We start from the raw sequence: 23899 nt of genomic DNA on the forward strand, positions 1-23899 counted from the left end.
TCTCGTTATTGTCAGGGGTTTTTGATCTGCTTTGCAAGCCCTTCCCGCGATGGGGAAGGGCGGTTTTCTTGATTTATTCGGCCGCCGGGCGGAACTGGTCGTGCTCGGTGGATTCCTTCATGGCTGTGGTGGACGACGCGCCGCCAGAGATCGCCAGAGACACGGCGTCGAAATAGCCGGTACCGACTTCGCGCTGATGCTTGGTGGCGGTGTAACCATTGGCCTCTGCTGCGAATTCCGCCTCCTGAAGCTCGGAATAAGCCGCCATCTGCCGGTCCCTGTAGCCGCGCGCCAGTTCGAACATCCCGTAGTTGAGCTGGTGGAAGCCAGCGAGCGTGATGAACTGGAACTTGTAGCCCATCGCGCCTAGTTCGCGCTGGAACTTCGCAATCGTCGCGTCGTCGAGGTTCTTTTTCCAGTTGAACGACGGCGAGCAATTGTAGGCGAGCTTCTTGCCCGGATGCACCTTGTGCACGCCTTCAGCAAACCTGCGCGCCTGTTCCAGATCCGGCTTTGATGTTTCGCACCAGATCAGGTCGCAATAGGGCGCATAAGCCACGGCGCGGGCAATGCAGGGCTCCAGACCGTTCTTGACCTGATAAAAGCCCTCAACGGTGCGCCCGGCATCGTAATCCACGAAGGGACGGTCGCGCTCGTCGATGTCAGAGGTCAGAAGCTTGGCGGCCTCCGCGTCCGTGCGGGCGATGACCAGCGTTGGTACACCCATGACGTCGGCCGCAAGCCGCGCTGCCGTCAGGTTGCGGATGTGCGCCGCCGTCGGGATCAGAACCTTGCCGCCGAGATGGCCGCACTTCTTTTCCGATGCCAGCTGATCCTCATAGTGAACACCTGCTGCACCTGCCTCGATGAAGGCCTTCATGATCTCGAAGGCGTTGAGCGGCCCGCCGAAACCGGCCTCCGCATCGGCAACGATCGGCGCGAACCAGGTGTCGACAGAAAGGCCCTTGCCCTCCGCGGTCTCGATCTGGTCGGCGCGTTGCAGGGTGCGGTTTATGCGCTTGGCCAGCTCCGGCGCTGCATTGGCGGGATAGAGCGACTGGTCCGGATACATGGCCGAGGCCGTGTTCGCATCCGCTGCAACCTGCCATCCCGAGAGATAAATCGCCTTCAGCCCGGCGCGAACCATCTGCATGGCCTGGTTGCCCGAGAGCGCACCCAGCGCATTGACGAAATTCTCCTCGTTGATCAGCTTCCACAGCCGGTTCGCACCCATTTCGGCCAGCGAATGGCGGATTTCGACGGAGCCGCGCAGCCGCTCCACGTCGGCGGCGGTATAGGTGCGCTCGATGCCGTCGAAACGTCCCTGCGGTGCGCCCGGAACAAGTTTGTAAAAATCCGTCATACTTCTCTCTCCCATGATAAATGCGGTTTTCGTAGCGGGCCGTCTTGAACATCATATGGCGCCGCTTGATGTGACTACATTTACATTTTTCGAGATTTGATCGCCAGAACAAACATAAAAACAGTGACTTGAAAGAGGTTATCCTGTAGTGTGCGTGACAAAGCGACGCTGTAAAAATGTAAATTTTGTAAAAGGGTATGATCCGTCTATTTTGTAATGGAATTGTATGTGTTGACAGGGGTGGAGGGGAAAGGCTGTGTCGGAAAACAAGATTTTTGCGGGCCCGCGCGTGCGCCGCATTCGCAACGGTCTCGCGCTGACGCAGACGGCCATGGCCGAGGCGCTGGCGATTTCGCCGTCCTATCTCAATCTCATCGAGCGCAACCAGCGGCCGCTGACGGTGCAGCTGCTTTTGAAGCTCGCCTCTGTGTACAAGGTCGATCTGGATGACCTGCAGGGCGAAAGCGCCGGTTCCGCCGGGCAGCTGCGCGAGGTCTTCGCCGATCCGCTGCTGGTCGGCGAAGTGCCGTCGCCGCAGGAACTGATTGAGGTTGCCGATGCCGCGCCCAATGCGGCAAGCGGTGTTCTCAAGCTATACCGGGCTTACCGGGAACAGGCGCAGCGCCTCTCCGATCTCTCCGATCTTCTGGCGCGGGAGGGTCATGAAACGATGCTTTCCTCCACCCGCCTGCCGATCGACGAGGTGCGACACGTCATTGAAAACCGCCCGGCCTACTTCCATTCCATCGATGCGGCTGCGGAAGACCTCCACAAACATTTGTCGACGGGCGATGATCTCGCCTCCGGCGTTCGCGCATGGCTCCAGAAAAACCACGGCATCGTGGTCCGCACCCTGCCGGTTCACGCTATGCCGAACCTCCGGCGACGTTACGACCGGCATTCCATGCGGCTTTTTTTATCCGAGCGCCTGTCGCAGCCGGATCAGCTGAGGGAAATGGCGATGGAGACCTGCCTTCTGGCGCTGCGCGAAGAAATCGGTACGGAGCTTGAAGGGCTTGGCCTGAAAGGGGAAGAGGCGAGACGCATTGCCCGCTTCGAACTGGCGCGTTACGCCGCTCATGCGTTGATGATGCCCTATGGCGCATTCCTCGGCGCCGCCCAGCGGGCGAAGTACGATCTCGAAGTCTTGCGGTCGCGCTTCAACGTATCGTTCGAACAGGCGGCCAATCGCATCGTCAGCCTGCAGCGGCCGTCAGCCGCGGCGATCCCGTTTTTCCTGATGGAAATCGACAATGCCGGTAACCGTTTTCGCCTTGCGGGGGCCGGCGGTTTTCCAAGGGCGCGTTTTGGCGGCCTCTGTCCGCGTCTCAATATTCATGCGGCTTTCGCCCAGCCGGGACAAGTGCTCGTGGAAGCGGTCGAGATGCCCGACGGGGATGCTTTCCTCACGGTTTCGCGCACGCTGGAAGGTCCGCAGGCTGGTTTCGGCGAGAGGGTGCGGCGAACGGCGGTGCTTCTGGGCTGCGATTTCGCTCAGGCGGCAGAGACCGTCTATGGCCCGGCCGCTTCGGGCGCTGCGCCCGTCGCCGTCGGTCCTTCGTGCCGGCTGTGCGAAAGACAGGGCTGTCTTTCGCGGGCGGAAGCGCCGCTCACGCGGCCGCTGGGGCTGGATGAAATGGTCACCGGCCTCAGTGTTTTCGACTTCCAGTAGGTGTTTTCATTCGCTTTTTTGCGACCGGAACACATTTGGTTGAAAATGCTGTGCTGCACATTTCCCCCTTGCTCCCTTCTGTTTTCCTTTCTAGTCTCTCCGAAAAAAGGGGATCACGCTCCCGTCGTGAGGATGCGTTAACAGGAGACATCATGAAAAACCGTTCTCTCCGCCTGACCTTGGCTCTCACCACCGCGCTCGTTGCAGCAGGCTCGGCAATGGCCCAGGAAAAGGTCGTCCACGTCTATAACTGGTCGGATTATATCGACGAATCGATCCTCGCCGATTTCACCAAGGAAACCGGCATCAAGGTCGTCTATGACGTTTTCGACAGCAATGAACTTGTGGAAACCAAGCTGCTGGCCGGCAGCTCCGGATATGATGTCGTCGTGCCCACCGGCCCCTTTCTCGCCCGCCAGATCAATGCCGGCGTGTTCCAGAAACTTGACAAGTCCAAATTGCCGAATCTGAAAAACATGTGGCCCGAGGTTTCCGAGCGTCTGGCGAAATACGACCCCGGCAACGAATATGCCGTGAACTACATGTGGGGCACCACCGGCATCGGTTATAACGTCGCCAAGGTGAAGGCTGCGCTGGGCGATGTTCCGGTCGATAGCTGGGATATTCTGTTCAAGCCGGAAAATGCTGAAAAGCTGAAATCCTGCGGCATCAATATTCTCGATGCGTCGGACGAGACCTTCGCCATTGCCATGAATTATCTCGGCAAGAACCCGGACAGCAAAGAAACCGCCGATCTCGAGGCGGGCGGCGATGTCTACATGAAGATCCGCCCCTATGTGAAGACCTTCAACTCCTCCGCCTATATCGATGAACTGGCGAATGGCGACAGCTGCATCACCATCGGCTGGTCGGGCGACATCCTCCAGGCGAAGAGCCGCGCCGAGGAAGCCAAAAATGGCGTCGAGGTGAATTACGTCATCCCGAAGGAAGGCACCTACATGTGGTTCGACAACCTTGCCATCCCGGCGGATGCCAAGAATGTCGAAGAAGCGCACGCCTTCATCAACTATCTGATGCGGCCGGAAGTCATTGCCAAGGCGTCGAACTACGTTCAGTACGCCAATGGCAACCTTGCTTCGCAGGCGCTGATGGATGAGTCTGTTGCCAAGAACCCGGCAGTCTATCCCGATGCCGAGACGATGAAGAAGCTCTTCACGATCTCGCCTTACGGACCGAAGGAACAGCGCGTGCTGAACCGCGTCTGGACGCAGATAAAGACCGGCAGCTGACACCTCCGCCCGCTGGTTGAGGAACGGCCGGCGGGCCTGTTCCTCTGATACTTTGCCGGCAGGTCCGTTACCTGCCGGTATTGCCCGCCCCGAAGCATCGATCGACAGACCAACGGGATTTGAGGGTAGGGTGAATGGCGAAAACTCTAGGGCCGGTCAAACGCAAATTTAGCCCCTGGGACAATCCCGATGCGGTGCCCTTCATCCGCTTTGAAAACGTCACCAAACGTTTTGGTGATTTCGTCGCCGTCAACAATCTGACGCTTGATATTTACGAGCGTGAGTTCTTCTCGCTGCTTGGTCCGTCGGGCTGCGGCAAGACCACGCTGATGCGCATGCTGGCTGGTTTCGAGGAGCCGACCGAGGGCCGTATCCTGCTGCAGGGCAAGGATATTTCCGGCGTGCCGCCCTATAAGCGCCCGACCAATATGATGTTCCAGTCATATGCGCTTTTCCCGCACATGTCGGTAGAAAAGAACGTCGCTTTCGGTCTGGAGCAGGATGGCCTGCCCAAGGCGGATATCGTCGCCCGCGTCGAGGAAATGCTGCGCCTCGTCAAGCTCACGGAATTCGCCAAACGCAAGCCGAGCCAGCTTTCCGGCGGGCAGCGGCAGCGCGTGGCGCTTGCCCGATCGCTTGCCAAGCGGCCGAAGGTGCTTCTCCTCGATGAGCCGCTCGGCGCGCTCGACAAGAAGCTGCGTGAGGAAACGCAATTCGAACTGATGGATATCCAGACCAATCTCGGTCTCACCTTCCTCATCGTCACCCACGATCAGGAAGAGGCGATGACGGTGTCGGACCGCATCGCCGTCATGGACAAGGGCATTGTCGTGCAGGTGGCGACGCCCGCCGAGATATATGAAGCGCCGAACAGCCGCTACGTGGCCGATTTTATCGGTGACATCAATATTTTCGACGCCAATGTCGTCGCCAATGCTTCCGATATCGGCAGGCCCGGCCTCGTGACACTGGATTGCGACGGGCTGAAGGTGGCGGTTGAGCAGGAATGTGCCGCTGCCGCCGGTAGCCAGGTGGCTTTCGCCATCCGGCCGGAGAAGGTGCGCATCTCGCTCGATCAGCCTGCCGATAGCAGCATTAACTCCGCCTATGGCGAGGTATGGGATATCGGCTATCTGGGCGACTTCTCGGTCTTCATCGTCAAGCTTGCCGATGGCCGCGTCATCCGCGCCGCACAGGCAAATGTCTCGCGTCTCGTGGATCGCCCGATTACCTTCGGCGATATGGTGTGGCTGAACTGGAAGCCGGACTCCGGCCTCGTCCTGACGCGCTGAGGGAGGCTTCGATGGCGATCACCACTCCCGAAAACCGGCAAAGCCCCTGGCGCTGGCTGGTCGTCGCGGTTCCCTATTTCTGGCTGCTGCTGTTTTTTGCGGCCCCCTTTTTCATCATCTTCAAAATCTCGCTGTCGGATACGGCGATCTCCATGCCGCCCTATACCCCTGTCTTCGAAGGCTTCTCGAGGCTCGGTGATTTCTTTTCGCAGCTGGATTTCGAAAATTACCTCTTCCTGACGGAAGACCCGCTCTACATCGACGCCTATCTGTCGTCGTTGCGCATCGCCTTCATTTCCACCTTCCTGCTTTTGCTGATCGGTTATCCCATGGCGCTGGCCATGGCCCGCGCGCCGTCTTCCGTGCGGCCGACGCTGGTTATGCTGGTGATCCTGCCGTTCTGGACTTCGTTCCTGATCCGCGTTTACGCCTGGATCGGGATTCTGAAGCCGGAAGGCCTGCTGACGGTGCTGTTCCAGTGGCTCGGATTGCTCGGGCCGGACCAGCAGGTCAACATCTTCCGCACCGAAACCGCGATCTTCATCGGTATCGTTTATTCCTACTTGCCCTTCATGGTACTGCCGCTTTACTCCGCGCTGGAAAAGCTGGACAATACGCTGCTGGAAGCGGCCGCCGATCTGGGTTGCCCGCCTTGGAAAGCCTTCTGGAAGATTACGTTCCCGCTCTCCCTGCCGGGTGTCGTCGCCGGCTCGATGATCTGCTTCATCCCGATAACAGGTGAATTCGTCATCCCCGATCTCCTCGGCGGCGCACAGACGCTGATGATCGGCAAGACGCTCTGGACGGAATTCTTCGGCAACCGCGACTGGCCGCTGGCATCAGCCGTTGCCGTGCTGCTTCTGCTGTTGCTGGTCGTGCCTATCGCCATCTTCCAGAACCAGCAAAAGAAGGTGGGGTGAGGCCATGAAGCGCGGAAAATTTGACATCACCGTCCTCACACTCGGTTTTGCCTTTCTTTACATACCGATCATCATCCTGATCGTTTATTCCTTCAATGCTTCCAAGCTTGTCACCGTCTGGGGCGGCTTCTCGCTGCAATGGTACAGGTCCATGTGGTCGAATGAAGGGTTGATGGATGCCGCCTGGGTGACGCTGCGCGTGGGTATCCTCAGCGCCACCATCGGCACCATCCTCGGGACACTCGCGGCGCTCTCGTTGACGCGCTTTGCGCGTTTTCCGGGCCGGGTGCTGTTTTCCGGCATGATCTATGCCCCGCTCGTCATGCCGGAGGTGATTACCGGCCTGTCGCTGCTGCTGCTCTTCGTGGCCGTCGGAGTGGATCGCGGTTTCTGGACGGTGGTCATTGCGCACACCACCTTTACCATGTGTTATGTGGCGATTGTGGTGCAGTCGCGTCTTTTGACCTTTGATCGAAGTCTCGAGGAAGCCGCGCTTGATCTTGGTTGCCCACCGGTCAAGACCTTCTTCCGTATCACCCTGCCGCTGATCTTTCCCGCCGTTATTGCCGGCTGGATGCTGGCCTTCACCCTGTCGCTCGATGATCTCGTCATTGCCAGCTTCGCCACCGGACCGGGTGCGACGACGCTGCCGATCAAGATCTATTCGCAGGTTCGCCTCGGCGTGACCCCGGAAATCAACGCCATCTGCACCATCCTGATCGGGCTTGTGACCGTCGGCGTCATCGTCGCCTCAATCGCCTCGAAGCGCACGGAGTTGCAGCGGATGCGCGATGAACACGCCGCGGCGCGAAACTGACCGGAGAGAATTCTACGATTTTTTCGCGTTACTGTTGAAACGCCAATAAAATCAGAAACCTGTAATTTAGTTTCGGGGCTTTACGGTTCCAGAATAGGAATTTTCGTCGGTGATTGATCGATTCTGGTTTTAACTGCTTGTTAATGGGAGTTGGCGGAAAGTAAATCCAACGCAGGGTCGTCATATGTCTGATGGCCGGGATTGATAATTTCCATCTGGCGAGATTGTCCCCCTTTCTCTCGTTGAAAAGCACACCTTATCCAGGCGGCCGCAAGGCCGCCTTTCTTTTTTTGTCTCATTGGCGGGACGTTCATCGGTTTTCAGGATGATCCATCGACCTGGAAACGAGAAGGACGGGGACAAGCCCGGCGATGATGATGATGATCGCCGGTACGGCGGCATCCTGCACCTTCGAGCGTGAGGCATTCTCGTAAACAAGCGTGGCAAGCGTATTGAAGCCGAAGGGTCTCAGCAGGATGGTTGCCGGCAACTCCTTCATGGATTCGATCAGGACCAAAAGGAAAGCGGTCAACGCCGCGGGCCGCATATTGGGCAACAGCACCCTGAACAGCGTCTGCGCCCGGTTCCGCCCAAGCGTTCGCGAAGCCATGTCGATATGCGGCGAAAGCTTCTGGAAACCGGCATCCAGCGTGCCTTCCGCCATGGTCATGAAACGCACGGTGTGCGCATAGATGATGGCAAACGCGGTGCCGGAGAGCAGCAGGCCGGTGGAAAAGCCGAAATGTGTACGGAAGAACCCGTCCACCCCATTGTCGAGAGCCGCGAGTGGAATGAGCACGCCGATGGCGAGCACCGTTCCCGGCACCCCATATCCCATGGAGCCGAAGCGGGCGGCAAACTTCGAGGTTCGTGACCGCCCCGTGCGGATTGCGTATGAAAAGACGAAAGCCGCAACCAGCGTTACCAGGGCCGCGGCAAAGGAAACTTCGAGGCTGTGCCCGAGTGCTTTGAGAAGTTTCGGCGCAAGCAGCGCATCGAACCGTTTGGCCGCGTAACCACCCAGCACGATGACGGGAATGAGAAAGCCACTCGTCACGGGCAGGAAGCAGAAAACAGTTGCCGCGCCGCGCCGCCAGCCGGTCAGCGACTTCAGCCGATGGCGCTGCTTCATGTTTGTCGCCTTGGGTGCGCCGAAGCGCTGTTTTTCCCGGGCGTTGCGTTCGATTACGATGAGCGCGCCGACGATGATGAGGATGACGGCGGCGATCTGCGTTGCATTGGCGAGATTGCCGCGGTTGAGCCAGGTCTCGTAAATGGTGAAGGTCAGCGTTTGTACGCCGAGATATTCGACCGCGCCGATATCGTTGAGGGTCTCCATCAAGACCAGAGAAAGCCCGATGGCAATCGCCGGTCGCGCCATCGGCAATTGTACGGAGAAGAACACGTCGAGAGGCTTTGCGCCGAGCGTGCGTGCGGCTTCGGCTGCAAAACGCCCCTGCATGGAAAAGGCGGCACGGGCCGAGAGATAGACATAGGGATAGAGCACCGAGCTCAGGACGATGACCGCACCGCCGAGGGAACGGATATCAGGAAACCAGTAGTCGCGTATGCTGTGATAGCTGAAAGCAGCACGCAATAAGCTCTGCACGGGCCCGGTAAAGTCGAGAAACTCACCGAACGCATAAGCGGCGAGATAAGATGGAATGGCGAGCGGCAGGACGAGCGCCGCCGACAGCAGCCGCCGCAGCGGAAACTCGAACGTGGTGACAAGCCAGGCGCAGACAATGCCGAAGAAAGCGGTCGTCGCTGCCGTTGCTCCGAGCAGCATGAACGTACGAAATCCGGCTCGCGGCAGGACGTTGACGAGAAGATGTCGCCACCCCTCCGTGCTGCCGGTCAGCGCCAGCCAGAAGATCGCCAGAACTGGCATGGCGGCGATGGCCGAAACAATGATGGCCGCAATCGGCAATAGAGAAACGCGTTTTGTCGCGGGAAGGGGAACCGTCATGGGCATGCGAGCCTGCTGTCCTGCATAGGCCTTGACCGGCTGGTTCTCCAGCCGGCGGCTTTCGCATTGCTACGCCCGCATGACCTCAGTTGGCAAGGACCCGCTGTGACGGAAAGGTGATTTCCACCAGCGTGCCTTCGTTGGGTGTCGAGGTGATGGAGAAATTCGCCCGGTTGGCGTCCACCATGGCCTTGGTCAACGGCAGGCCGAGCCCGGTGCCGTCACCGCGTACACGTTTGCCGGAAGAAGCCACCTGCCGGAACGGCTTCATCGCCTGTTCCAGTTCCGCCCGCGTCATGCCGATACCGGTGTCGCGGATGCGAAGCGACACGCTGCCATTGGCCTCATAGGCGGTGGATACAACGATCTGCCCGCCTGACGGGGTGAAGCGAATGGCGTTCGACAGGATGTTGAGCACGATCTGCTTGATCGATCGCAGGTCGGCGACGATCTGCGGCACGGATTGCGCAAGCGCCGTGCGGATGATGACGCGCTGGTTGTTTGCCTGCGGCTGCACCAGCGAGACCGCTTCGGCCACCGTTTCGTTGAGCGGGACGGCGATGAAATCGACATCCATCTGCCCCGCCTCGATCTTGGATATATCGAGGAGATCATTGACGATATCGAGCACATGCCGGCCGGAACGGCCGATATCATTGGCGTATTCCACATAACGCGGATGGCCGATCGGCCCGAAACGTTCGGTCGCCATCATGTCCGCAAAGCCGATGATGGCGTTGAGCGGCGTGCGGATTTCGTGGCTGACGCGCGCCAGGAAGTCGGTCTTGTGGGCATTGGCGGTTTCCGCCGCGCGCTTGGCGTTGCGCAGTTCTTCTTCGGTGCGCTTCCACTGGGTGATGTCGCGGATTACGGCGCAATAGCCATGTGAGGATTTGAGCCGCCCGATGGTCATGAACAGCGGCAGGAAACCGCCGGATGCTTCGCGGCCGATCACTTCGCGGCCATCGTTCAGCACGCTCGCAACACCGTTATTGGCGAGGCCGGAGAGATAGTCCAGCACGGCGCGCTGGCTCTCATGGGCAAAGAGCGTGACGAAAGGCTTGCCGGCAATTTCGCCATTGTCATAGTTGAACAGCGCGCTGGCCGAGCGGTTGAGGGAGCGGATTTCGCCTTCGTCGCCCAAAAGCACTACGCCGTCAGTGGCCGTTTCAAGAATGGAGTGCAGTTCCTCGACTTCGCCCTGAAGCAGGGCGGCTTGCGCGCTCTGCGCCGCGGTGTTTTCATTGGCGGCGGCAACCGGCCCTGCTTTTTCTTCCAGCGGAACGAGAGAAAGCATCAGCGCCTTCGTCTCTTCCCAGCGGATGGATTGCAGCCGCGCTCTGACAGGAATGATATCGTTTTCGGCGCTGACAACCACCATGCCGCCTTCATTGTCAGGCATGTCTTCGAGCTCCTGCCTCTGCAGCAGGGCTTCCAGCCCACCCACTTCTTCGAGTTCGGCCAGAGAGTCATAGCCCGTCAGCCGCAGGAAATCCGGATTGGCGTGGATCAGCCTGTCGCCGGCATGCACGAGAAGGGCAACGGGCATCTGGTCCAGCGTCTCGGCCGTCAGCGCGTCGGCGGGGCGAGGTACAGGACTGACCATTGCTGCCGCGACTTCGGCAACCGGCCGCTCTTCGCCGATGGCCTGCTGCTGCATTTCGTCCGAACCGCTTTCCGCCACGGGTTCGCTGACGGCCGCAGGCTGTTCACCCCGAACATAGTCGGCAAAAAGATCGTCGTCCTGGGCTGGCGCCGTGGCCTTGAGGTCAGTATCGGAAGGTGCGCTGTCAGGCGCATGCGTATCCATGTCCTGTTTAATATCATGCGTGTCCGAATCGATGGAAACGGTTTCCGCATCCGTTTCCCGGCCGTCTTCGAAAGCAGTATCCGCTGGCGCCAGGGCGCGGCCGATTTCGCGGAAGGCGGCCTGCTCACCGGCGGTCAGGCCTTCGCGGGAGCGCGAACGGCGCTCTTCCAGACGAACGATCTTGTCGGAGGAAGACGGTTCCGGTGCAGTTGCCGGGGCTTCGAATTCGGGCGGGGTATAATCATGATGCTGTTCGTCGGTCGAAACGTCGTCCGCTGCATCGTCTGCCGCTCCGACCTCCGCGGCCGGGATTTCATCGTCAGTAGCCGATCCGGGAGTGTCCTCCGCATCGTCATCCTCATCGATGAAGGCCAGCAATTCATGGCTCGTGCTGTCGACGGTTGGCTCCGGAGAAGCCTCCGCCGGATCAGACTCTTCGCCCTTCAAGAAGGTAAGGCCGATTGCGTGCGGGTCCTCTGTGGCGTCGGCCAGGCGCACGATGCCGAAACCGCGAAAACCGTCAAATTCCCGTGAGCGGGTATAGGTAGGCAGGGCGGCGAGATCGATCGGCACCATCAGCGATGTGCCTTCCACGGGCCAATGGATTGTCTTGCCCGACCACGTGTCGCGGCGGCCTAGAAGCTCTCGGATCTTTCCGTCGGGATCGAGATTGAACAGGGCGGCGACGTCGGCAAAGCCCATGCCCTCCACCGCAGCAGCCCTGGCACCCACGGCCTCGGCAAATTCATGAGAGATGGAGCTGAACCGTCCTTCAGCGTCGATTTTCCAGACGAAACGGGATGCACGGGCGCCGGCGTTGAAGGCAAAAGGCTGGGCCTGTTCGACTGCTTCGGTCTCGATTGCAGCATCCTCGTCCGCCGGTGGCGCAACCGGGGATGCCGCGTTTTCGGTTATCTCGTCCTTTGCGACGAAACTCTCCGCATCGAGAGCCTCTTCGGCGGGTTCGTCGTCCGTCTTCTTGGTGAAGGGCGCCTCCGCCTCATCCTCATCCAGTTCAAAAAGATCGGCAATGTCGTCAGTCATCGCCACGTCCGCAGCCGCATCGGCGTCCTGCGTGAAAAGCGCTGCGGGGACCTCCGGCTTCTCTTCCGCAAAGGGCAGAAGCCTGTCTTCATCCTGTCCGGATACCGCTTCTTCCTCCGCGTCGGACGGCTGCTCCTGCGGGTCTTCCACCTCTTCGATGTCTGCAACAGCATCGAGAACGGCGTCGAAAGAGGCAGCCGTTGCGACAACAGGCGCCGTCTCTGCAACCGGCGACGCAGGTTCGGCGACCGGGACGTCCTGCGGCTTGTCCTCGGCAAAACCATCGGGGTCGAGTGTGCCCAGTGCGGTTTCGACCACGAAGATCAGGTTGAGTTCGGGCGTGGTGGTGATTTGGCCGGCGGCTGCGGGCAGATAACCCTTTCCGGTGGGTACCGGGCGTTTGACGAGATGCCCCGATTGGCGCGCCGCCATTCCAACCAGTGTTCTGGCCGTATGCGGGGTGATGCCGAGTGTAGAGAAGCCGGGCGAGGCGGCAACGACCCGGTTGTCGCCATCGGTGACTGCCATATGGATATCGGGGTCGTCGAAGCCTTCGATCATGCGCCGGGCGCATTCCGCCATGTCGGGCTCGGCCTGATCGGCGCGGGCAGAAAAGAGTATCGCGGTTTGGCCGGGCTCGGCCTCAATGATCTCCGCGCGCGCAGTTGCGGCAATGCTGCGGAAACCGGAGGTGATGCGGATCGTGAAAGGCAGGCTGTCGCCGGTCTTTGAAAGTCGCGCCGCCGTAGCCGCCAGTTGGCGGAACGTCACGTCCTGCCGCTTCGGTCCCTGTTCCAGAAAGTCATAAACCATCGGCGTGCCAAACAGGGCAGCGCCGCGTCCATTGGCCCATAGAACATGTCCAAGATCGAGCGAGAACAAAGCCATCGCTTCACCGCGCCCGAAACCTTCACGCACCCGTTCATGCACTGCGATATCGATAAAGGGATACTGGACGGCGGGCATGTCGAAACCTATTCTGGCACTACCGGACCTTGCGGGCTCCCGGCTTCCTCATGAAACCGAAACGTAAACCCGCCGAGGCATCACGTTAACAGAATTTTAAATAACTTCACAGGGTCGCCGGGTCCACCGCCCGGCTTATGAATCGCCAAATAGAGTTAACATCAACAGCCTCAATGCCGGCTTTCCGGTGTCAGCCCGCGCTGGAAAAGCGCTTGCCTTTCGCTGCCTTTTTTCGCAAAATTCGGATAGGGACTTGCAAATGGGAAAAACACCTTTTATGTGACCCCCCGTGGCGCCGCTTTGGCGTTTGATGTGCGGTTGTAGCTCAGTTGGTTAGAGCGCAGGTTTGTGGCACCTGAGGTCGGTGGTTCGACCCCACTCAACCGTACCATTCCCCTCTCCCAGTAAGTTTATATGTCACAAGGACTTACCGGGAGAGGGGAAAGTCTGTTCCGCCGCTGGTCAGATATCCCGTTTTCCCGGAAAATAATCTTTGCGGTCACACGGCGCGCGGTCGTGTCAGGGGCCCTGCGGTTTCAGTCCGGCAAAAACCATTTGGCTAAAATCTCTTGCGCTGGTATTGTCTGCCCAACGAAACCTTATGAAAGCCTGCAGCATAGCGTCTACGCTTGTGCGCGGCGAAATGGACAAGACAGTGATCGACCCCGGAAACGGCCCAAAGCCGTCGGAACAAGGGGCGTCGGTGGCAAACAAGGGGAAAGCGAAGCGTTCCCGTCGTGGCAAGAAACACAAGCGTGACGGTAAGCCCCGTGACGCCTCTGTGTTGTTGCATGATGTTGCCGCGGATGTTCCGGCCGGTTCCTCCTATGTATCGGCGCTCGAGCCGGATGCCGAGCCGCGCAAGAGAAAACGTCGCAGGCGTTCTCGAGGCAAAGGTGCGTCTCAGCCGGCATCTGCGGCTTCCCCTGTGCAGGTGCAGGCTTCAGCTGCAATTGACCCGGCCAATCCATCCTCCGTACCACCCGGTGGCGGGCGTAAGTCGCGTAACCGCAAACGCGGGCATCGCGATCCGCGTGGACGTGATCCACAGGGCCGCCCGCTTGTCCCCAGCCATGCACCGAAACACGTTGGCAAGCAGAACGGTCGCGCCGGCGGCTCCGTTCAGGACCAGCATCGGCAGCAATCGGAAACATCAGCCCGTCACCCAGGGCGGCAGCACGAGCATGGCCCGGACGCGCCGGCGGATATGTATGCCGCGCTTGATCTCGGCACCAACAATTGCCGCCTGCTGATTGCGCAGCCGACGCGGCCCGGCCAGTTCCGGGTGGTCGATGCGTTTTCGCGCATCGTGCGGCTGGGTGAAGGGCTGGTATCGAGCGGCCGGCTTTCCGATGATGCGATGGACCGCGCGGTTGAAGCACTCAAGGTCTGCGCCGCAAAACTCTCCGGCCGCCCGATCCGGCGCATGCGGCTCATCGCCACCGAGGCTTGCCGCGCTGCGTCGAATGGCGAGGAGTTTCTGGCGCGTGTTACGCGGGAAACGGGGCTTAAACTCGAAATCATCAGCCGCGAGACGGAAGCCCGCCTTGCGGTTTCGGGCTGCGCCTCCCTCGTCGGCCGTGAAGCGCGTTCCGTCGTGCTGTTCGATATCGGCGGCGGATCGTCGGAGATCGCCGTCATCAAGGTCGGGGAGAATCGCTCGAACCGGCTTGCCAACCACATCACCCACTGGACCTCGCTGCCCGTCGGCGTTGTCACGCTTTCCGAACGCCATGGCGGCCGTGATGTGACGCCCGACGTTTTTGCTGCGATGGTGCGGGAAGTCGAAGGTCTGCTCGACGCCTTCCATTGCCCGCCGCTCGCGCCGCAAACGCATCACGAGGATTTTCACCTCATCGGCACATCAGGCACGGTGACGACACTTGCGGGCGTTCATCTCGATCTGCCGCGATATGATCGCCGCAAGGTGGATGGTCTCTGGCTTTCCGATGCCGAGGTGACGGCGATGCAGGACAAGTTGCTTGCATGGGATTTCGCCGGCCGCGCCGCCAATGCCTGCATCGGGCCTGACCGGGCCGATCTGGTTCTCGCCGGCTGCGCGATTCTCGAGGCCATTCGCCGCCGCTGGCCGGCGCGCCGAATGCGCGTGGCGGATCGCGGTCTGCGCGAAGGCCTGCTGACGGATATGATGGCGGATGACGGCGCATGGCGGCGCAACCGCATAAGGCGCATGCAGATGGTACGGCAGGACAGGACGGAAGGTTTGACATGAGCAAGGCGCCAACAAGCACCAATCGCACCGGCCGCAAGATCGGCCAGAAGGTCAAGAAGACCAAGCTCAAGGCCTCGTCGCGCCGCTGGCTCGAACGTCATATCAATGACCCCTATGTGCAGCGCGCCAAGCTGGAAGGCTATCGCGCCCGCGCCGCCTTCAAGCTGTTGGAAATCAACGACAAGCACCAGATCTTGAAAGGGGCAACCCGCATCATCGACCTTGGCGCCGCCCCCGGAAGCTGGTCGCAGATCGCCGCCAAGGTGACGGATTCGACCGAGGACGATATCCGCGTTGCAGCGATCGATTTCCTCGAGATCGATCCCATTCCCGGCGTGAAAATTCTGCAGCTCGACTTCCTCGACCCGAGCGCGCCGGAAAAGCTGATGGAGGCCGTTGGTGGCACGCCCGATCTTGTTTTGTCGGACATGGCAGCACCCACCACCGGGCACCAGAAAACCGACCACATCCGCACCATGCACCTATGCGAAGTCGCGGCCGATTTTGCCGTTCAGGTGCTTGCGGAAGGTGGCCATTTCCTTGCCAAGACCTTCCAGGGCGGCACGGAAAAGCAGCTGCTGGATATGCTGAAGAAGAACTTCAAGCAGGTTCTCCACATCAAGCCGGCGTCGTCACGCTCGGAATCGGTGGAAATGTTCCTGCTTGCCAAACACTTCAAGGGTCGCAAGACCGAGGCGGCGGATGCATCTGAAGCCGAAGAGGCCTCGAAAGACTGATTACTCCGCCGGTTGCGAGACCTTGCCGCGGTGGCCGGAAACGGCCGCACCCGCCTGTGCGTCCATGCGGATGATCGGCACGATGGCGAAGAGCGATACCAGCGCGACGATGGTGAAGGCGATGTGGAAATCGGCGAGCTGCAGATGCGTGCCCGACATCATGCTGCTGACTTCCAGAATGGAAGCGGCGAATGCAACGCCGAGCGCCAGGCTGATTTGTTGCAGCACGGAGGCCATGGACGTTGCCTGGCTCGCCTGACTGTCCTCGATATCGGAATAGCTGAGCGCGTTCGATCCGGTAAAGAAGAAGGACCGGGCAAATCCGGCCGTCACAAGAAAGATCATGATCAACGGGTATGGCGTTTCCGGCGTAAAGAAACTGTTGGCGAGCGTCGTGAACGCGCCGACGATGCCCGCGCCGATCAGCGTCGAGCGAAATCCGGTCGCCGCAAACACCCGCTTGGCCATGAACTTGGTGGTGATCGCCCCGATGGCGCCGGCGAAAGTTATCATGCCCGACTGGAACGGGTTCAATCCGAAACCGATCTGCAGCATCAGCGGCATCAGGAAGGGAATGGCGCCCGTGGAGATGCGGAAGATGGTGCCGCCGACGGAGGCGGCCCGGAAGGTCGCGTTCTGGAAAATTCGAAAGTCCAGAATGGGGGCGGGGTGGTGCGCAGCGTGGCGCATATAAAGAAAACCGCAGATGAAACCGATGATGGTCGACGCGATGCCGATGGCTGGCGGGAGCGCAGGCAGGCTGACGACGGAGAGGCCGAACACCACGCCGGAGGCGGCGATGCCAGATAGCACGAAACCCTTTCCGTCCATTGGCGGCGGGTTGGTGGTTTCGATTTCCGGCAGGAAGATCGTCGAAAGCCAGATGCCGATGATGCCGATCGGCACATTGATCAGGAAGATCCAGTGCCAAGAAAAATAGGTGGTGATGAAACCGCCGATGGGCGGACCGGTCAGCGGCCCCACGAGCCCCGGTATTGTCAGCAGCGCCATGGCGGAGACGAGTTCGCTGCGCTTCGTCGTGCGCAAAAGCACAAGGCGGCCCACGGGTGTCATCATCGCTCCGCCCATACCCTGCAGGAAACGCGAGAGTACGAATTCGAACACCGAAGACGAGACCGCGCAGCAGATTGACCCCACGACGAAGACGCCAATGGCGAAACGGAAGATTTTCTTCGCGCCGTATTTGTCGGCCATCCAGCCGCTGATGGGAATGAAAATCGCCAGAGCCACCATGTAGGCCGTTAAAGCCAGCTTGAGCGTAATCGGGCCGACGTGGAGATCTGCGGCAATTGCCGGAAGCGAGGTGGCGATGACGGTGGAGTCCATCTGCTCCATAAAGAGAGCGACTGCCAGGATGAGGGGAATGATGCGGTTCATGAGGCTGCCTGCGGCTTTCCGCTGCGACAAGGGATATCGCCGTCCGTCCTACGCCTGATAAGCGGGCTTGCCAACACGTTAATTACCAATTTCTGATGTTCCGATCAAACCTGCGTGAGGCCGGTTTCCTTGCAACTTTCTCGCTCTATTGTCCGTTGGGTGAGTTCAGTTGGCAATCACGGCCAGTTGGCGATATCGGAGACAAGATGATGACCCAATCCTTGAACATGAGCAGACGCGGCCTCATCGGTGCGGCCGGCGCGAGCGTTCTCGGCGCGCCGTTTTTGATGGCGCGCAGCGCAAATGCCCAGACCAACCAGCCGCAGACCTCGATGGAGATAGAGCACGCCATGCCGCCCGAAACCAACCGCTTCAAGCTCGGTAATTTCGAAGTGCTGGTGGTGAAGGATGGCGCGCGCGCGGCCCCCAATCCCGGCGAGACCTTCGGCACAGACCAGTCGGCCGAGACGGTCGGTAAATTGCTGGAAGACAATTTTCTGCCGACGGACCAGTTCGTCAATTCCTTCTCCCCCGTCCTCGTCAATACAGGGTCCGACCTCGTGCTGTTCGACACCGGTTTCGGTGAGGCCGGGCGCGGTGCGGGCAATGGTCGCCTGATCGAGGGCATGGCAGCCGCCGGTTACGCACCTGAAGATGTGACAGTGGTGGTGCTGACCCACATGCATGGCGACCATATTGGCGGCCTGATGGAGAAGGGCGCGCCGGCCTTTTCCAAGGCACGTTATGTTTTCGGCCAGACGGAATATGATTTCTGGACGGATGAAAAGCGCGTCGGCACGCCGGCAGAGGGCGGTCACAAGGGTGTTCTCGCCAACGTGAAGCCGCTGGCCGAAAAGGCGACCTTCATCGGCGACGGTCAAGATGTGGTGTCTGGCATCACAGGCATCGCAGCCTTCGGCCATTCGCCGGGGCACATGATTTTCCGTGTCGAATCGGAAGGCAAGCAGCTGATCCTGACGGCGGATACGGCCAATCATTTCGTCCTGTCGCTGCAGAGACCTGACTGGGAAGTTAAGTTCGACATGGACAAGACGGCAGCCGCTGCGACCCGCAAGAAGGTCTTCGACATGATTGCCACCGACCGGCTGCCCTTCCTCGGCTACCATATGCCTTTCCCGTCTGTCGGTTACGCAGAGAAGCTGGATACGGGCTATCGTTTCGTGCCGAAATCTTACCAGTTTGATATCTGATATCTGCTGCAATGCAGCAACAGGAAAAGCCCGGAAGCCGATTCCGGGTTTTTTCTATTCCCTTCCTGTCATGAACGTGTTACCAGCCCTCGCCAACTTCCAAGCAATCCTTGCAGGGCGCCGGGGTGAACTTTTCGTTCCGGAGCGGCCACGCATTTTCAGTATGAAGGAATTTGGTCATGGCACGCATCATTCAAACACCCACTGGTTTGGACGCTCTCACATTTGACGATGTGTTGCTGCAGCCCGGACATTCCGAAGTCATGCCGGGACAGACGAATATCGCCACCCGCATCGCCCGCGATATCGATCTCAACCTTCCAATTCTCTCCTCCGCCATGGATACGGTCACCGAAGGTCGCCTCGCGATTGCCATGGCCCAGGCCGGCGGCATCGGCGTCATCCACCGCAACCTGACCCCTATCGAACAGGCCGAAGAAGTCCGGCAGGTGAAGAAGTTCGAAAGCGGCATGGTCGTCAACCCCGTCACCATCGGCCCGGATGCGACGCTTGCAGAAGCACAGGCGTTGATGAAGGCGCACGGCATTTCCGGCATCCCGGTGGTTGAAAACGGCGGCGCCGGCGGCCACAAGAACGGCCGCCTCGTTGGCATCCTGACCAACCGCGACGTGCGCTTCGCCTCCGATCCGCAGCAGAAGATTTACGAACTGATGACCCGCGAAAACCTGGTCACGGTCAAGGAAAGCAGCGTCGATCAGCAGGAAGCACGCCGCCTCTTGCACAAGCACCGCATTGAAAAGCTGCTGGTGGTGGACGCCAAGGGCAATTGCGTCGGCCTCATCACCGTCAAGGACATTGAGAAGTCGCAGCTGAACCCCAATGCCACCAAGGATGCGCAGGGCCGCCTTCGCGCCGCTGCCGCCATCAGCGTTGGTGCTGACGCCATCGAGCGCGCCGAGCGCCTCATAGATGCCGGCGTCGACCTTCTGGTTGTCGATACCGCGCACGGCCATTCGCAGCGCGTGCTGGATGCCGTCTCTCAGGTCAAGAAGATGTCGAACTCGGTTCGCATCATCGCCGGTAATGTCGCCACTGCCGACGGCACCAAGGCTCTGATCGATGCCGGCGCGGACGCCGTCAAGGTCGGTATCGGCCCCGGCTCCATCTGCACCACCCGCATCGTCGCCGGCGTCGGCGTGCCGCAGCTTGCCGCGATCATGTCGTCGGTTGAAGTCGCCAACGCGGCTGATATCCCCGTCATCGCCGATGGCGGCATCAAGTTTTCGGGCGATCTGGCCAAGGCGATCGCCGCCGGCGCCTCGGCTGTCATGATCGGCTCGCTGCTTGCCGGCACGGATGAAAGCCCGGGCGAAGTATTCCTGTATCAGGGCCGGTCTTTCAAGGCTTATCGCGGCATGGGTTCCGTTGGCGCCATGGCGCGTGGTTCTGCCGACCGTTATTTCCAGGCTGAAGTGCGCGACACACTGAAGCTCGTGCCTGAAGGCATTGAAGGCCAGGTTCCCTATAAGGGCCCGGTCTCCGGCGTTCTGCACCAGCTGGCCGGCGGCCTGAAGGCTGCCATGGGCTATGTTGGCGGCAGCAACATCAAGGAATTCCAGGAACGCGCCACTTTCGTGCGCATTTCCAGCGCTGGCCTGCGTGAAAGCCACGCCCATGACGTGACAATCACCCGCGAAAGCCCGAACTACCCCGGCGCGGTTTGATCTTTCGAGCCGAATCCGTAAAAAGATAGGCTAGTTATTTGGCGCTCCCCGATTCATGCCGGATCGGGGAGCGTTTTCATGATTGGAGAAAAGCATGTCACCCACGACCGCAATGTTCTGGCCGATGATCGCCCATGTCGTTTTGGTCTTCTGGCTTTACGCGCTTCTGATCGTTCGGCGCAACAAATATGCATTCAAGGATCGCGAATCGGCGATCCGCCTCCGGGATCACGGCGAGGAGGCACGCGAAAGCCGTCTGGTGAACCGCAACATCGCCAACCAGTTCGAAGTGCCGGTCCTGTTCCACATCGCCTGCCTGCTGCTCTACATCACGGATGCGGACAATATCGTGACCGTTGTCCTGGCATGGCTTTTTGTGCTTTCGCGTTATGCTCATTCCTATGTCCACGTCACCAGCAACCGCCTGCGTCAGCGCGGCGCATTGTTTGGTATTGGTTTTGCGCTGGTCGTCTGCCTGTGGGGATGGCTCGCCATATGGTTGGCGCTGGAGTAAATCAGCACCGTGAGGTTGCTTCATAAGTGAGACAATCCCGGCCTGCAAAATGGTGCGATTTGCGATGGGTCAATTCCATGACGCCCCATCCCCGTTAATCTCTGCCTCGCCGTCGAGGATTTCAGGCGAGCAGAGATTAGGGAGTATGTCATGGCTAAGACAATGAAAGCGGCAGTCGTCCGCGCATTTGGAAAACCGCTGACCATCGAGGAAGTGGCGATACCGGATCCCGGCCCCGGTGAAATTCTCATCAACTACAAGGCGACGGGCATTTGCCACACCGACCTGCACGCCGCGACCGGGCGACTGGCCGGTCAAACCCAACCCGCCTTTCATCCCCGGCCACGAAGGTGTCGGTTATGTCGCAAAGATCGGCGCTGGCGTCACGGGCATCAAGGAAGGTGATCGCGCCGGCACGCCCTGGCTTTATACGGCCTGCGGATGCTGCGTCCCCTGCCGTACGGGCTGGGAAACGCTATGCCCGAGCCAGAAGAATTCCGGTTATTCCGTCAACGGCAGCTTCGCCGAATATGGTCTTGCCGATCCGAAATTCGTCGGCCGCCTGCCGGATAATCTCGATTTCGGCCCGGCCGCACCTGTCCTTTGCGCCGGCGTCACCGTCTACAAGGGTCTGAAGGAAACCGAAGTCAGGCCCGGTGAATGGGTGGTCATCTCGGGCATTGGCGGGCTTGGCCATATGGCCGTGCAATATGCCAAGGCCATGGGCATGCATGTTGTTGCCGCCGATATCTTCGATGACAAGCTGGCGCTTGCCAAAAAACTCGGCGCCGATGTCGTCGTCAACGGCCGTGCGCCAGACGCCGTGGAGCAGGTGCAGAAGGCGACCGGCGGTGTCCATGGTGCGCTGGTGACGGCGGTATCGCCGAAGGCCATGGAACAGGCCTATGGCTTCCTGCGCTCCAAGGGCACCATGGCGCTTGTTGGCCTGCCGCCGGGCTTCATCTCCATTCCGGTATTCGACACCGTGCTGAAGCGCATCACGGTGCGCGGCTCCATCGTCGGCACACGACAGGATCTGGAGGAGGCGCTGACCTTCGCCGGCGAAGGCAAGGTAGCTGCTCACTTCTCGTGGGATAAGCTCGAAAACATCAACGATATCTTCCACCGCGTGGAAGAGGGCAAGATCGACGGCCGTATCGTCGTGGACCTCGCCGCCTGATGTGAAAATCCGGAAGCGGCGCTCACGCAAATGTGTGGCGCCCCTTCCGACTGCCTTATTCCCCGCCCTTAGATCTGCGTTATCCTCCCGCATCCGTGCGTCCAAGGAGGATAGAGCGATGGACAAGCCCAAGATTACGCAGGCCATGATCGACGCTTATGATGAGTATACCCATCTCAGCCTTGATCGCCGCAAATTCATGGAAAAGCTCACCGTGCTGGCCGGCTCCGGCGCGGCGGCGGCGGCAATTGCGCCCCTTCTTTCCGCCAACAGCGCCCGCGCCGCCATCGTCGCGCCTGACGATGCTGGCATTGTCGCGGAAGACGTGACCTATCCGGCGCCCGGGGGCGAGATGAAGGGTTATCTCGTCACGCCGAAATCGGCGTCCGGCCCCATCGGTTCCGTCATCGTCATTCACGAGAACCGCGGCCTCAACGACCATATCCGTGATGTGGCCAGACGCGTGGCGCTCGCCGGATTTCGGGCGCTCGCGGTCGATTTCCTCTCGCCGCAGGGTGGTACGCCCGCTGATGAGGAGAAGGCGCGGCAGATGTTCAGTGGTCTCGACATGGATGCAACTGTCGCCAATGCCGAAGCGGGACGGGTCTGGCTTGCGGCAAGGCAAGGGGCGAATGGCAAGGTCGGCGCCATCGGTTTCTGCTGGGGCGGCGGGCTGGTCAACCGTTTCGCCACCAAATCGGGGGGCCTGAATGCCGGCGTCGCTTATTACGGTCAGCAGGTCCCGGCGGCCGATGTGCCGGCCATAAAGGCACCGCTGCTTTTGCATTATGCCGGTCTCGATGAGCGCATCAATGCCGGCATCGATGCTTACAAGAAGGCGCTGGAGGAGAACGGCAAGACCTTCGAGATTTTCGTCTATGACGGCGTCAACCATGCCTTTAACAATGACACGTCTTCGGCGCGCTATGACAGGGCGGCTGCTGATCTCGCCTGGGGGCGGACGGTGGAGTTTTTCAGGAAATATCTGGGGTGATTGGGTTTTGAGCGGGCAGCTGTTCTTCTCGCCGGCGGGGGAGGCGGACAGGTTTGGCAACTGACAATGGACCGAAGGTGCGTAGGGTTCACCCCCCTCTGCCCTGCCGGGCATCTCACCCACAGGTGGGAGATCGATCTGCGGCGATGTCTCGGCCATCTCGATGTTTGAGGATTGAGCTGCGAAAGCGCTCCTTGCCGATCTCCCCACCTGTGGGGGAGATGCCCGGCAGGGCAGAGGGGGGTGAACCCCACGCATCTTCGGTCCAACAACCCTGAATCCGGCCCTAAACCCCACCAGCCCCACGCTTCAAATGCTCATCCAGCCGCGGCATGATTTCCACGAAATTACACGGCAGATGACGATAATCGAGTTGCGCCTTGAGGATGCCATCCCACGCATCCTTGCAAGCCCCCGGTGATCCCGGCAGCACGAAGATGAAGGTCGCATTCGTCACACCACCGGTCGCGCGTGACTGGATGGTGGCGGTGCCGATCTTGTCATAAGAAATGCGATGGAACAGCGCCGAAAACCCGTCCATGCGCTTTTCGAACAGCGGTTCCAGCGCCTCGGGTGTCACATCGCGGCCGGTAAAGCCGGTGCCGCCTGTCGTGATGACCACATCCACCGCCGTCAGTGAGCGTCCATTCGCGCACCGTGTCTGCGATCGCCGCCTTGTCGTCAGGCACGATGGCACGGGCGGCGAGCCTGTGGCCTGCCTCCTGCAGCCTTGCGATCAGCGTATCGCCTGATTTGTCATTCTCCAGCGTGCGGCTGTCCGAAACGGTCAGAACCGCAATGCCAAGGGGAATGAAGGGTCTATCGCCTGCCATGGCCTTGTCCT

General features: G+C 60.1%; 15 protein-coding genes, 1 tRNA gene and 2 pseudogenes. 13 read left to right on the forward strand and 5 right to left on the reverse strand.

Annotation, left to right across the window (positions count from 1 at the left end; translation table 11 throughout):
* Positions 1–73 precede the first annotated feature (73 nt).
* A complete protein-coding gene (gene aceA, locus QE453_RS11985; RefSeq protein WP_022555644.1) occupies positions 74–1363 on the reverse strand; it encodes an isocitrate lyase in 1290 nt (429 codons plus the stop codon).
* A 256-nt stretch (positions 1364–1619) separates the two neighbouring features.
* On the opposite strand from aceA, the gene QE453_RS11990 reads away from it, so the two are divergent.
* The 5 genes from QE453_RS11990 to QE453_RS12010 all read left to right on the forward strand — a co-directional run bounded on the left by QE453_RS11990 (position 1620) and on the right by QE453_RS12010 (position 7314).
* Positions 1620–3035 carry a short-chain fatty acyl-CoA regulator family protein gene (locus tag QE453_RS11990; RefSeq protein ID WP_244405251.1) on the forward strand — a complete coding sequence of 472 codons (1416 nt, stop codon included), beginning with the start codon at positions 1620–1622 and terminating at the stop codon, positions 3033–3035.
* 152 nt (positions 3036–3187) lie between these two features.
* Positions 3188–4285 (forward strand): polyamine ABC transporter substrate-binding protein, encoded by a 1098-nt coding sequence (locus QE453_RS11995; protein WP_037090882.1) that lies wholly within the window; start codon positions 3188–3190, stop codon positions 4283–4285.
* A 134-nt stretch (positions 4286–4419) separates the two neighbouring features.
* A complete protein-coding gene (locus QE453_RS12000; protein WP_022555646.1) occupies positions 4420–5577 on the forward strand; it encodes an ABC transporter ATP-binding protein in 1158 nt (385 codons plus the stop codon).
* An 11-nt stretch (positions 5578–5588) separates the two neighbouring features.
* Complete coding sequence (locus tag QE453_RS12005; RefSeq protein WP_004440081.1) at positions 5589–6497, forward strand: ABC transporter permease subunit; 909 nt, start codon at positions 5589–5591, stop codon at positions 6495–6497.
* A gap of 4 nt (positions 6498–6501) precedes the next feature.
* Positions 6502–7314, forward strand: coding sequence for an ABC transporter permease (locus QE453_RS12010; RefSeq protein ID WP_004440083.1), 813 nt, complete (start codon positions 6502–6504; stop codon positions 7312–7314).
* Positions 7315–7624: 310 nt separating this feature from the next.
* Here the strand turns inward: QE453_RS12010 and QE453_RS12015 are convergent, their stop codons facing one another.
* Both QE453_RS12015 and QE453_RS12020 read right to left on the reverse strand, forming a co-directional pair.
* On the reverse strand, positions 7625–9289 hold the full coding sequence (locus QE453_RS12015; RefSeq protein ID WP_309777131.1) for an iron ABC transporter permease: 1665 nt from the start codon (positions 9287–9289) through the stop codon (positions 7625–7627).
* A 79-nt stretch (positions 9290–9368) separates the two neighbouring features.
* Positions 9369–13103 (reverse strand): ATP-binding protein, encoded by a 3735-nt coding sequence (locus tag QE453_RS12020; RefSeq protein ID WP_309777133.1) that lies wholly within the window; start codon positions 13101–13103, stop codon positions 9369–9371.
* Between the two features lie 314 nt (positions 13104–13417).
* On the opposite strand from QE453_RS12020, the gene QE453_RS12025 reads away from it, so the two are divergent.
* The 3 genes from QE453_RS12025 (at position 13418) to QE453_RS12035 (ending at position 16073) form a co-directional block, all read left to right on the forward strand.
* A tRNA-His gene (locus tag QE453_RS12025) sits at positions 13418–13494 on the forward strand.
* Between the two features lie 210 nt (positions 13495–13704).
* The gene (locus QE453_RS12030) at positions 13705–15336 is read left to right on the forward strand and encodes a Ppx/GppA phosphatase family protein (protein WP_162749557.1); all 1632 of its coding nucleotides are present in this window, start codon (positions 13705–13707) and stop codon (positions 15334–15336) included.
* Positions 15333–16073: an RlmE family RNA methyltransferase gene (locus QE453_RS12035; protein WP_037090861.1), complete on the forward strand. Its 741-nt coding sequence runs from the start codon at positions 15333–15335 to the stop codon at positions 16071–16073. Before QE453_RS12030 ends, QE453_RS12035 begins: the two co-directional genes overlap by 4 nt.
* On the opposite strand, the gene QE453_RS12040 is transcribed toward QE453_RS12035, so the two are convergent.
* The gene (locus tag QE453_RS12040) at positions 16074–17471 is read right to left on the reverse strand and encodes an MDR family MFS transporter (protein ID WP_004440092.1); all 1398 of its coding nucleotides are present in this window, start codon (positions 17469–17471) and stop codon (positions 16074–16076) included.
* Positions 17472–17680: 209 nt separating this feature from the next.
* On the opposite strand from QE453_RS12040, the gene QE453_RS12045 reads away from it, so the two are divergent.
* The 5 genes and pseudogenes from QE453_RS12045 to QE453_RS12065 all read left to right on the forward strand — a co-directional run bounded on the left by QE453_RS12045 (position 17681) and on the right by QE453_RS12065 (position 23055).
* Positions 17681–18682: an MBL fold metallo-hydrolase gene (locus QE453_RS12045; RefSeq protein ID WP_004440094.1), complete on the forward strand. Its 1002-nt coding sequence runs from the start codon at positions 17681–17683 to the stop codon at positions 18680–18682.
* Positions 18683–18861: 179 nt separating this feature from the next.
* A complete protein-coding gene (gene guaB / locus QE453_RS12050) occupies positions 18862–20367 on the forward strand; it encodes an IMP dehydrogenase (RefSeq protein WP_004440097.1) in 1506 nt (501 codons plus the stop codon).
* A 112-nt stretch (positions 20368–20479) separates the two neighbouring features.
* Positions 20480–20881 carry an MAPEG family protein gene (locus QE453_RS12055; protein ID WP_034496309.1) on the forward strand — a complete coding sequence of 134 codons (402 nt, stop codon included), beginning with the start codon at positions 20480–20482 and terminating at the stop codon, positions 20879–20881.
* 150 nt (positions 20882–21031) lie between these two features.
* A pseudogene (adhP, locus tag QE453_RS12060) lies at positions 21032–22061 on the forward strand (alcohol dehydrogenase AdhP).
* A gap of 118 nt (positions 22062–22179) precedes the next feature.
* Positions 22180–23055, forward strand: a complete 876-nt coding sequence (locus tag QE453_RS12065; RefSeq protein WP_309777135.1) for a dienelactone hydrolase family protein — start codon at positions 22180–22182, stop codon at positions 23053–23055.
* A gap of 286 nt (positions 23056–23341) precedes the next feature.
* Here QE453_RS12065 and moaB read toward each other — a convergent pair.
* Positions 23342–23888: pseudogene (gene moaB, locus QE453_RS12070) on the reverse strand (molybdenum cofactor biosynthesis protein B).
* Between the last annotated feature and the right edge of the window lie 11 nt (positions 23889–23899).

This window comes from Agrobacterium sp. SORGH_AS_0440, from assembly GCF_031453135.1.
Lineage (GTDB): Bacteria > Pseudomonadota > Alphaproteobacteria > Rhizobiales > Rhizobiaceae > Agrobacterium > Agrobacterium pusense.